This is a genomic window from Pseudanabaena sp. PCC 9330 (assembly GCF_055795045.1).
The window spans coordinates 140957-151356 of the sequence record NZ_JAYFES010000103.1 but is presented as its reverse complement, the minus strand read 5'-3'; the positions used below and the strand labels follow the sequence as shown (position 1 = coordinate 151356).

General features: G+C 59.3%; 7 protein-coding genes. 4 read left to right on the top strand and 3 right to left on the bottom strand.

Annotation, left to right across the window (positions count from 1 at the left end):
- Positions 1–282 precede the first annotated feature (282 nt).
- Positions 283–3387 carry a CBS domain-containing protein gene (locus AC0QKW_RS13110; protein ID WP_473151516.1) on the bottom strand — a complete coding sequence of 1035 codons (3105 nt, stop codon included), beginning with the start codon at positions 3385–3387 and terminating at the stop codon, positions 283–285.
- Between the two features lie 623 nt (positions 3388–4010).
- Between AC0QKW_RS13110 and AC0QKW_RS13105 the strand changes: the two genes are divergently transcribed.
- Entirely contained in the window at positions 4011–4238 is a 228-nt protein-coding gene (locus tag AC0QKW_RS13105; RefSeq protein ID WP_473151515.1) for a CP12 domain-containing protein, read from the top strand.
- A gap of 325 nt (positions 4239–4563) precedes the next feature.
- Entirely contained in the window at positions 4564–4926 is a 363-nt protein-coding gene (locus AC0QKW_RS13100; RefSeq protein WP_473151514.1) for a Spx/MgsR family RNA polymerase-binding regulatory protein, read from the top strand.
- Between the two features lie 121 nt (positions 4927–5047).
- On the opposite strand, the gene AC0QKW_RS13095 is transcribed toward AC0QKW_RS13100, so the two are convergent.
- Positions 5048–5230, bottom strand: coding sequence for a CsbD family protein (locus tag AC0QKW_RS13095; RefSeq protein WP_473151513.1), 183 nt, complete (start codon positions 5228–5230; stop codon positions 5048–5050).
- Positions 5231–5450: 220 nt separating this feature from the next.
- Here AC0QKW_RS13095 and AC0QKW_RS13090 point away from each other — a divergent pair, with 220 nt between their 5' ends.
- Positions 5451–7478, top strand: a complete 2028-nt coding sequence (locus AC0QKW_RS13090; protein WP_473151512.1) for a hypothetical protein — start codon at positions 5451–5453, stop codon at positions 7476–7478.
- 489 nt (positions 7479–7967) lie between these two features.
- On the top strand, positions 7968–9314 hold the full coding sequence (locus AC0QKW_RS13085) for a DUF3747 domain-containing protein (protein WP_473151511.1): 1347 nt from the start codon (positions 7968–7970) through the stop codon (positions 9312–9314).
- 177 nt (positions 9315–9491) lie between these two features.
- On the opposite strand, the gene AC0QKW_RS13080 is transcribed toward AC0QKW_RS13085, so the two are convergent.
- Complete coding sequence (locus AC0QKW_RS13080; RefSeq protein ID WP_473151510.1) at positions 9492–10352, bottom strand: methyltransferase domain-containing protein; 861 nt, start codon at positions 10350–10352, stop codon at positions 9492–9494.
- Positions 10353–10400 lie beyond the last annotated feature (48 nt).

The window sequence follows — 10400 nt, the reverse complement described above, 5'->3', positions numbered from 1 at the left end:
ATTTGAGGTCGTGGCTGAGGTTTGGAATCAACACCCAACGCCGTTTGAATGGGGCGGTAAACGAGCCGCTCGACGGCAACGAGCACGAGCGAAACGGCACGCCCATCGTTTAGGGGGTTCTGGAGCCGTGACTCAGGCGTTAGTCGCCTAACAATTAATGGCTATATTCAAACCAAATGACCCACTAGCTCAGGGCTCATTTGTGTGTACTGAGTAGCTCAGGATTGGGAGAGGGGGGTGAGGGATGAGGGCTGAATCACGGCAAAAGATCGTGTTTGGGATCTACTGAGGGCGGCGATCGCTCTCCCCAGCCTGGGCTAGGGGCAACCCAACGGTAAAGGTAGTGCCCACCCCAACTTCGCTGGTAAAGGAGATCTGGCCCTGGTGGGCTTCGGCAGCGCGCTTGGCAATCACCAGCCCCAGGCCCGTACCGGAGATATTGCCGACGTTTTCGGCCCGGTGAAAGGCACTGAACAGCTGCGCCTGATCAGCGGGAGGAATGCCAATGCCGCGATCGCCAACCTGAAACACCGTCTCGTTCCCCTGACGGCTCACCTTAAACGTAACGGGGCTGTGTTCGGGAGAATATTTCACCGCGTTAGAGAGCAGGTTGAGGAAAATATGGCGCAGCAGCTTTTCATCCGCCAGCACCGGGGTGCTGGCGCCCTGATAGCTCAGCTCAATGGGGCTAGCCTTGTCGACCTGGGCCAGCTGCACCTCTTCCACCAGATCGCGGCACAGCTGATATAAATCGAGGGGGGCAACGATGCAGTCGAGTTTGTGGGCCTCGGCTTTGCCTACGGTGAGCACGTCGTTGAGCAGGCCAATCACGTGGTGCACTGAGGTCTGAATGCGCTTCAGCACCGCCTGCTGCTTCTCGGGGGTAAACTTGTGGCTGTAGCGCTCTAGAGTCTCGGCGGAGGCCAGAATGGTGGTCAGCGGCGTGCGAAACTCATGGGAGGCCATGGAAATAAAGCGGGTCTTGAGGTCGCTCAGCTCTTTCTCACGGGTCAGGGCTTTGCGAATATCGATTTCGATCTGCTTGCGCTCGGTAATGTCGCGGGTAATGCCTCGATAGCCCTGGCAGACACCCTCAGGGGTAACGATCGGCGAACCGCTAATTTCGAGGGTGACCGCCTCCCCGTTGGGCCGCAGGCAGGTGGCCTCTACCTGGGTAAAGGGCTGGCGCTGCCCCACCAGCAGCGCCAAAATAGTGCTAAACCGCACTGCTTCATCCCTAGGCATAAAGTCGGTAAAACGGTGGTTGAGAATGGCTGCTGGTGGGCGGCCAAGAATTTCTGTGGCGCGAGGGTTGATGTAGGTAAAGCCAAACTCGCTGTCGATCTCCCAGACCCAATCGTTAGTTTGCTCGACCAGGCTGCGAAATTTAAGTTCGCTGGTCTCGAGGGCGGCTTTGGCCCGCTCGCGATCGCTGATATCAAGCCCCACAAACACCACCGCTCTACCCTGGTCATACTTTTGTGCCACCAGCAGCCACTGGCTGAGTTGGCCGTTCATGGCAAAAACCTTTTCTGTGCTGACAATGTCGGCACTGCCCTCTAAAAAGTGCTGGGCAAACTCGCAAAAAGGCGACACCTCCTGACCCAAAAAGCCCACCGGCTGACCGATAAAGTCGCTGGGGGTGAGGCCAAAGGAGGCGGCCAGATGGTGGTTGCAGCCCAGGTACCGGCCCTCGGCACTCACCCACGACACCATGGCCGGTACCGCGTCGAGCACCGCCTGGAGCTGCTGGTTGGTTTGGGCCAAAACTTTCTCGGTGCGGCGGCGCTGATCAACCTCCTGATGGAGCTTTTCGGCCACCTGACGCAGCGAGGCCGTGCGGGCCTCAACCCGCTGCTCTAGCTCATCATTGAGCTGTTGCAGATGAATTTCGTACTGCTTGCGAGCCTCAAGATCGGCCTGGAGCTGCTGATAGAGCCCCGACTGCCGAATGGCGATCGCCACCGACCGAGCCAGCTGCTCCACCAGGCGAATTTCCCAATCGCGCCAGCGGCGGGGGCCACCGCATTGGTTGATGACCAGCAGTCCCCAGAGCTGGTGGTCACACACAATGGGCACCACCAAGTTGGCCCGAATATCTAGGTCTTTGAGCATATCGACGTGGCAGGCACTGAGACCGGCCTGATCGACATCGTCCACCGCCTGAATGCGCCCGTAGCGGTAGGCCTCGGCCCAGTGTTGAGCAAACGACTCATCTTCAATGGTGCGGCCTAGTAGCGACCCCCAAGGGGCCACCACCGCCTCTACCGCCACAGTGCCCCTAGCGGCAGTCTCAAATCGGTAGATCAGCGCCCGATCGGCCTGGAGCAGCTGCCGCACCTCCGATACCGTCGTAGAGAGAATATTCTGCACATCCAGCGATTCGTGAATCCGCTGGGTGAGACTGGTCAACAGGCGATCGCACTGGGCCTGTTCTTCCAGCTGAGAAGTGCGACCTTGTACCAGGCGCTCCAGCTCAGAACTGTGATTCTTCCACAGCTCCACCTGTTCACTGTCAGACTGTCTAAACGCCTGCCACAGGTGGCTCAGGGAGCTGTGGAGTTCGTGCAGATCAAAGTTGTAAAGTAGGTCGGCTTGGGTAACGACCCCGACGGGCTGCCCGGCCGGGTTGACCACCGCTAGGCAGGGCAGGTGGCGCTGATTCATCTCTTGGTAGGCAAGCCACAGCGAGTCGCTGGGTTGCAGACTAAACTGCGGGTCGCGCATGATCGCCTGCACTGGCAGCTGAGCTAGATCCAGCTGCCGCGCCTGAAACCGCAAGACATCCTGCCGCAGCACCAGCCCCAGCAACGCTCCAGTGGGGTCGACTACCGTGACACAGATCACCTGGTATTCTGCCAGCGCAGTGGCTACCGTCAGAGCCGTATCTGCAGGCCGAGCCATTACCAGCGGAGAGCCCATGCGTGACTGGACCCGCTGCAACTTGAGTACGTGGGGGGGCAGCAGCACGTCTTGCAGCGACGTTACGGTAATCAGCCGCACGGGGCGATGATCATCATCTACCAGGGGCAAGTGGTGAATCTGCCGCTGTCGCATCAGATCTAAGGCATCCAGCGGTTTAACTGCGGCTGCGGCCGGCAGCACCGTGAGGTTGGTGGTCATGTGCTGAAGAATCGGCGTAGCCAGATCAACCCCGTTGGCGATCAACCGCAGAGCGTCGCGATCGGTCACTAGGCCCACCAGGGTGGAGCCATCGACCACCAGCACACAGCTGTGGCTCTCGACAGTTTCGTCACCCAGGTGAGCGATCACTTCTAGCAGAGTGGCGGTTTGTGGTACCGTCACCGCCACCAAGCCCCAGGGTAAGAGCGATTCAGTCTGAGGATTAAGAGCCCGTGGGGTGGCAGGGTTAATGGAATGCGTCATAGCTTAAGCCACCGGGGGAGACAGCAAGAACTTAGCAGGGCAGCCCGCAACGCAAGCTCCTATTTCTATGATCGTTCCCTTATCAGCAGCTCTACGCACTCCATTTACTACTGGCGGTTACATCTTGTATTGACGTGAGTTCGACAATATTAATTTCAGGATTAATTTCAGGAAAAACAGTGACGCGGGTGCTGCGGATGGTGTGTCGAGCCATGAGGGCAGTGAACTACTCGATTTTACTGCGTCTGTGGAGGGTGCAATGCCGCTTGCGGCCTGCGATGTTAACGGATGTGGGTGAGTGGAGCGATTGTTCAGCAGGCACCACCATTAAAACTGAGATGTGTAAGATGTTAGGGCGTGAGTACTTATACTGTGCCAGTCGACTGTTGTTCGATCGCCGTTGTCTGACCAAAGCTATCGGGTCGGTGGCAACGGCATCTCCGGCTGTCAAGGCTGAAATCCTTCTGGCTCAGGTGCGGTTTCCATGGCTGAGACCTATTTACCGGTGCAGTATACTAAGCCTGAACCAGGGAGATTCCTGCAATATGCTGGGATTGACCCCGTGTCAGCCCTGAGGCCGCAGTCCCCACGGAGTTGTTTACCCAGATATTTTAAGGACAGACATGAGCGAGAATATCAAAGAGCGCATTGCCAAAGAGATTGAAGACGCCAGAGCCGCCTGCGACGTTGCTGGTGGCAGCTCCCAGGAGTGTGCCGCTGCCTGGGATGCCGTAGAAGAGCTCCAGGCTGAGGCCTCTCACCAGCGCGAAAAAGGCACCGACAAAACCTCCCTGGAGGCCTACTGCGACAGCAATCCTGAAGCTGACGAGTGCCGCGTCTACGACAACTAGGGCCGCGTCAAAGCTGAGAATTAGGGCTTTGGTTGTTGACCGTCATCCTGAGCTTGTCGAAAGGTCTTTGACGAGACCCGTGGCCAGCTCAGTTCTGACTAAGCCCTAGACGCTCTCTGGCTTGCTATGGCAGTTAGGGTATGGTCTACCCTCAGTTTAAAACATTCTTAAGCTGAAAATATCCTCAAGAAACGCCCTGAGCTACCTCAGGGCGTTTCTGATGTTTTACTTCTTCGTGAACCAGGTTCGTGAACCAGATAAGTTCTAAGTCTGAGGTGTTTTACGCGATACTTGCTGCATTGTCCTATCTCGTACATTACTGGCTATGGCGCTAACGGTCTACGGCATTCCCACCTGCAGCACCTGCAAAAAAGCGCTGCAATGGCTCGACAGTCAGGCGATCGCCTACGAATTTGTCAACACTAAAGAACAGCCCCCCAGCCGCGATGCGATCGCCGCCTGGGTCGACAGCCTGGGCAGCAAGCCCATGCGCAATACCTCAGGGCTATCCTACCGGGCCTTGGGCAACGAAAAGCAAACCTGGGATGACGCCGCCTGGGTCGACGCCTTTAGCCAAGATGCCATGCTGATCAAGCGCCCGCTGTTTGTCAAAGATGGCCAGGCGGTGCTGGCGGGCTTTCGAGCCAGCGAGACAGTGCTCAAAGAGACGCTGGGGGATCAAAAATAATGCCTGGGAAGCCAGTCTGATCGTCACATTTGATCGATTTGACATTAAAAAGGCTCCGATTCATCCATAGAATTCGGAGCCAAAATAAGCTTAGTACCCCCCGTTTGGGGGGCTAAACAGTTTAGTCAATGGCCTTTTTGACGGTATCTTTGCCGTCTTCTACGGCGTGGCGAGCGTCGGCTTCAACTTGCTTGGCCTTGCCTTTGGCTTGAGCTTCGCGGTTGCCGGTGAGCTTACCCGCACCTTCTTGCACCTTGCCTTCAACATCTTTGGCGGTGGCTTTGGCTCTATCTTCAATAGACATGGTGTTTCATCTCCAGATGAGTTACTTCTACAGCTTAGGCAAGGGCTGTGAAGGCGGCGTCTATAGATAGATAGACGGGGGACTCCACCAAAATGTAGGCATTGTAAGATTGAGGGGCTAAAGGCTGGCCGATCGAACAGTGCAGGATGGTTCCGAGGGAGTATCCTGAGGCATCGTGGGTGGCTGGACTGCCGACAGGATTTGAACTAGGGTTTGACCTATGGGGTATTGGGAATTTTTGCTGCAGAGGGAGGGCGACCAGAGCTGGCTGCCCCTCGACACGGCCCAGGTTGAAATCTTAGAGGGCCGCTACCGCATCATGGCCCACACCAGTTTGGCCAATACCCCGGCCAACGTGCAGATCAGTCAGCTGCGCCATGGCTCTCAGGCCAAGCGTCGCACCCTGCGCCGCCAAACCTCAACCAACGACAGCGGCCTCATGGTGGTGATGCCCTTTACCCGCCTAGGCGAAGGCATCTGGGATTTGCTCTGCACCAGTGTAGATGCTGCAAAGTTAGCGCCTGACGGCTTAGCTTCTGGGGAGACAGCGGCGGCCTGGCGCTACGGGGTGCAGCTGCGGGTGGTGGCCCAAGACTCTAACGATGAGGGCGACTGGTTTGCCGACGACGGCAGTGGCGGCATTCTGGTGGGGGGTGCCCGTGCCCTACCGCCCCCCGACCAGGATCTGACCAGTCCCCATGCTGCCCTCAATGCCCCGGCAATGCGCGCCGCGATCCCTCCGGGGATTGCCGCCGCCCTAGATGAGTTTCAGCGCTGTCTCACCGCTGGGCTGATAGAGACCGTCGCCCCCTACCGACTGACCCTGCACCAAACGGCACTGCTGGGCAGTGAGGGTGAGACGCTGGGGCTGCTGGCCACCATAGACGCAGATCTGGCCTCGCCGCCAGGGGCAGACCTGGCCCTGGTAATGCGCCTGGCTGATCCCCAGACGGCAGCGACTGTGGCCCTCACCGCAACTCCCCTGGCTACTGCGACCCTGCCGGTAAACGTGACGCTGTCGGTCGTGGTGCCCGCTGGTCTGTCGACGCGGCTGCTGCTGGGAGAAGTGGGCCTGCTGGTCGGCGGCGAGGTGGTGGCGTTGCAGGGGTTTACGGTCACCGTCGATGTGGCCGCTCTGTTTAATGCGATCGCCAACCAGGCTGAAACCAACGCCGACATGGGAGTCAACTTCCCTGCCGAAGACGCGGAAACATCTGCCGCCGCTAACCCCAAGCCCCTCGATCTCGCCGGGGGTAGCACCCCTGCCAGAGAGCTACCCATTCTCACTCTGCCCCGCAGCAGCCCGGCCCTGCCGCCAAAGATCTATTACCCCTCCCCCCACGAGGTCACCGCCCACCAGCCCACCCTTCCCCCGGTGGGTCAGCCCAAGCCGACCGTCCTCCCCGATTTAGAGGCCGCTTCTGGGGCGGCTCCAGACGCTAAGCCTGGGCCAACCACCCCACCCCGAGGGCTCAGCCTGCCCCCCCTGGCTGCCACTGACCGGATCGACGATCCTGTCGCTATTTTGAGTGGGCGATCGCCGACAACTGCCCGCCCAGCTACCGCTGCTAGCCAGCCCCCCCAGCTGATCTCCCATGAAGCCATGGGCTTTAAGCAGCTAAATCTGCAAGACCGCTTCTGGAACCGGTTAAACGAGCTAGCGGTCACCCTCCAGAAAGAGGCCCTAGATACCCAAGCCGCGACCCTGGCTGCACCAGCTGGGTCTGATCTCACTGCCGCCGATCGCGTCGCGGGAGTGACAGAGCCTCCGGCCTTCATTCCCTTTGCGGGCGAAGTGGTGATCTATGACGATGAAGACCCCACCCTGAGCGACCCCCAGGTCGCCCCTGCGCCCGTGTCAACCCTAGAGCCTGAGGTAGAGATGCTCACCCCCCCGGTGCCGCAGCTGGTCTTGCCCGAGGGCGATCTCACCGCTGGAGAGCCGGTGTTGGTGACGCTGCGAGTGCCCTTTCACCCCAATCGCCTCTACCTCAAGGTGTGGATTACTGACCCCCAAACCCGTACCCTTGCCGACGAACCTCGCCAGGTGATGAACCTGCTCCCCAACGGCCATGGACAGATGGAGGGAAACCTACAGCTGACGGCCCCCCTGGGCTGCCTTGAAGCCTGGTTTGAAGCCATTGCCGTCGACATGGTGACCCAGCAGGAAAGCTATAAGGCCACCGTCAGCCGTGCCATTGTCCCCACCGGGCTGTCGTCGTCGTCCCTAGATGAGTTTCAGGTCTAGCCGAGATCATGTGAACCTCATCTCAGCCTAGAAGACGAGTTTTGCCTGGAAAAACTCCCAACCCCGATCGGAAGTCGGTACAGCAGACGTTAGCCGACCTGGGGACTGGGCTTTTTGGGGCGAGGATTTTGAGGTTTTGCAACGAATCCTAAGTAATTCCTGCAAAAATCCGGATTGGATAGCGGGGTTGCCCCTACAATGATGGCGGCAATTCTGTGCTGGTTGGCTCATAAACGTTGGAGCTATCGTTCAAGGTTGAGGGTTTGTCCATACCGGTCAGGGCCAGTGGTTGTTTCATTTTGTGCTTCGGTGTCGGCTGTTTTGAAGAACCGTGCCGAGGTCGGTCAGGCTCAAAACCCCATGTTGGGCCGTCATCCTGGTTATCGATGGTCGGTGAATGCTCTCTAGGCGGTAGAGGTTCTCCGGCTTTCCCAGGTCACGTTGAAAACATCACCGCATCACATACAGCTATTCCGAGGACGGATGACGATGAACTTTAGATCAAAGCTTAAGGCTGCGGCGCTGACCGCAGCGACTCTGGGAGTTTTTGGCGGCGTCAGCCAGGCGATTGCTTCCACCTCTACCCCGCTGCGGCCTGTGGTAGGGCAGACGGGTACGCTGATGGCCCAGCAGTTTGGCAACGTTGCCATCAATGAGAGCAGTTTTTTGGTGGTGGCGGTGCCCGGTACCACGGCCCAGCCCCACCGGCTCTATATTGTGGAGCAACTTCAGCCCAGCCCCCCCTGCTGGACTGTCAACAACCCTGGCGCTCGGCCTACCCAGGTCAATGGCCTCTGGAATACCTTTGACTTTACGGGCGTGTGCCGCCTGCAGCGAGACAGCAATGGCTACGCCATTCGTCTAGCGGGGCAAGATGTCTCTGGCGCTCGCTTTGAGGTCAACCAGCGCGATGGCGATCTGCTGCTGCAGTTTGCCCCCAGCACGATCTCGCGCGATCGCATCACCATTGGTCGCGCTGGCGGCATTAGCCCCACCGGCTTTACCCAGCTCCATCTCAACCCCGGCTGGTCGCTGACCAAGCGCACCTTTAACGGGCAGATTGTCAGCTCTCACCTGGTCTATTTCACCAACGACGCCACCCTGGCCCAGCTGCAAGCGGGTGAGGGCATTGCCACCGGCCCCGGCACCACCCAGCCGCCGGTGACGCCTCCTACCTTAGCCTTTAGAGATATTCAGGGCAACCGCTACGCCGCCGACATCACCCGCGCCGCCCAGCTGGGGGTAATCTCTGGCTTCCCCGAAGACAACACCTTTAGGCCCACTGCTCCCCTCACCCGTGAGCAGGCGGTCTCGGTGGTGATGGAGGCGGCCAACAAAATTTTGCCCACCTCGGTGCTGGCCAACGTTCCCCAGTCGGTGTTTGGGGCTCCCTTCTCCGATGTGGCCCAAAACCGCTGGAGCGCCCTCAAGATTCAGCAGGCTAAGACCCTGGGCATTGTCACCGGCGACTTTGGCACCGGTAACTTCCGCCCCACCGACAATGTCTCTCGGGCTGAGCTGATGGCTATGTTCTACAAGGTGGCCCAGGTGCGGGCTGACGCCGATGCTGCCGACACCACCAGCACCACCCCGGTGCCTGGCCGCGACCCCGCCTCTGGGCTGTTGGTTCCCAACATCGCTAACCCGGTGCGGTTTACCGACATCAGCGGCCACTGGGGCGAGCAGGCGATCAACCAAATGGCGGCGGTGTGTGCGATCGCCAGCCCTCTCAACGAGACGGGCACCAACTTCGCCCCCAACACCAACGCCCTGCGCGACTTTACCGCAGCGGCGGCCGTACGGGCGATCGACTGCCCCGCCGCTCGGCCCCAGTAGATCCTCATACCAAATCCTCCTTGGCCACCCCCGATGCCGCAGGGCAAACAACCGTTTGTCCCTACGGTTTGGCCTTTTGGGAGTCGGGGTTATGTGACTCGGATTTGGGATCAGGTCTGAACTAAAGCCACAAAAAAGCGGGAGCCTCCTGGGAGACTCCCGCTTTTTTGCATCAGGCTAGCGCACCGCGCACAGCAACCCGTAGCGAATCAGGCCGCTGTGCAAACCCTGGCGCATTGGCCCTAGGGCTAGGGCTCCTTGTAGGGTGCCTGGCCCCGCCTTGACCAAGCCCACCAGTGATTCAGAGCTGAGGGCCGAGGCAATCACTTCATCCCAAAAGGGAGCTACGGCCAAAGACCAGTCAGCCGAGATTTGGTGGCTAAAGCCGCAGTCGCGGGCGATCGCCTCGTAGTCGGGCAGGGCCACCACGTAGGGCAGGCCATAGACCTGGTAGATCCAGTCAAGCTGCTGCTGCTCTAGCCATGTCAGCGGCCCCGCCAGAGAGTCGGTGGGGCGGTGGCACCAAGTGGCCATCAGCAGTTTGCCGCCGGGCTTGAGCACCCGGTAGCACTCCTGCAAAAACGCCACCTTGTCGGGCATATGTTCGCCGCTCTCCATCGACCACACCAGGTCAAAGCTCTGGTCGGCAAAGGGGGTAGCCAGGGCATCGGCCACCTGAAAGCTGGCGTTGGGAAGCTCAGTGCCCCTTAGATGGGCAACCTGGGCTCGCTCTGTCGCCCGCTGGGCCTGTACGGGGCTGAGGGTAATGCCCACCACCCTGGCCTGGTAGCGAGTGGCCAGCTCTAGGGCGCTGCCGCCAATGCCACAGCCGCAGTCGAGAATGTCTTGAGCCTCGCTCACCCCTGCCCAGGCTAGGCATTCATCGATTAGGTCGATCTGGGCCTGGCGGCGATTTTTGCGCTGGCGACCATCGGCTCCGTAGTAGCCGTGGTGCATATGCTCACCCCAGGTTTGCTCCCACAGGGCCGATGACTCATCGTAGAAAGTCTGAATTTTCTTGTACAGCGCATTGGCCATAGCAGCTTAGACCGAAAGAACAACGCCCTCCGCAGGGCTCAACCGGTT

Excerpts from the sequence above, each read along its gene's own strand:
- AC0QKW_RS13110 (WP_473151516.1), bottom strand. The coding sequence starts at position 3,387 with ATGACGCATTCCATTAACCCTGCCACCCCACGGGCTCTTAATCCTCAG.
- AC0QKW_RS13105 (WP_473151515.1), top strand. The coding sequence starts at position 4,011 with ATGAGCGAGAATATCAAAGAGCGCATTGCCAAAGAGATTGAAGACGCC.
- AC0QKW_RS13100 (WP_473151514.1), top strand. The coding sequence starts at position 4,564 with ATGGCGCTAACGGTCTACGGCATTCCCACCTGCAGCACCTGCAAAAAA.
- AC0QKW_RS13095 (WP_473151513.1), bottom strand. The coding sequence starts at position 5,230 with ATGTCTATTGAAGATAGAGCCAAAGCCACCGCCAAAGATGTTGAAGGC.
- AC0QKW_RS13090 (WP_473151512.1), top strand. The coding sequence starts at position 5,451 with ATGGGGTATTGGGAATTTTTGCTGCAGAGGGAGGGCGACCAGAGCTGG.
- AC0QKW_RS13085 (WP_473151511.1), top strand. The coding sequence starts at position 7,968 with ATGAACTTTAGATCAAAGCTTAAGGCTGCGGCGCTGACCGCAGCGACT.
- AC0QKW_RS13080 (WP_473151510.1), bottom strand. The coding sequence starts at position 10,352 with ATGGCCAATGCGCTGTACAAGAAAATTCAGACTTTCTACGATGAGTCA.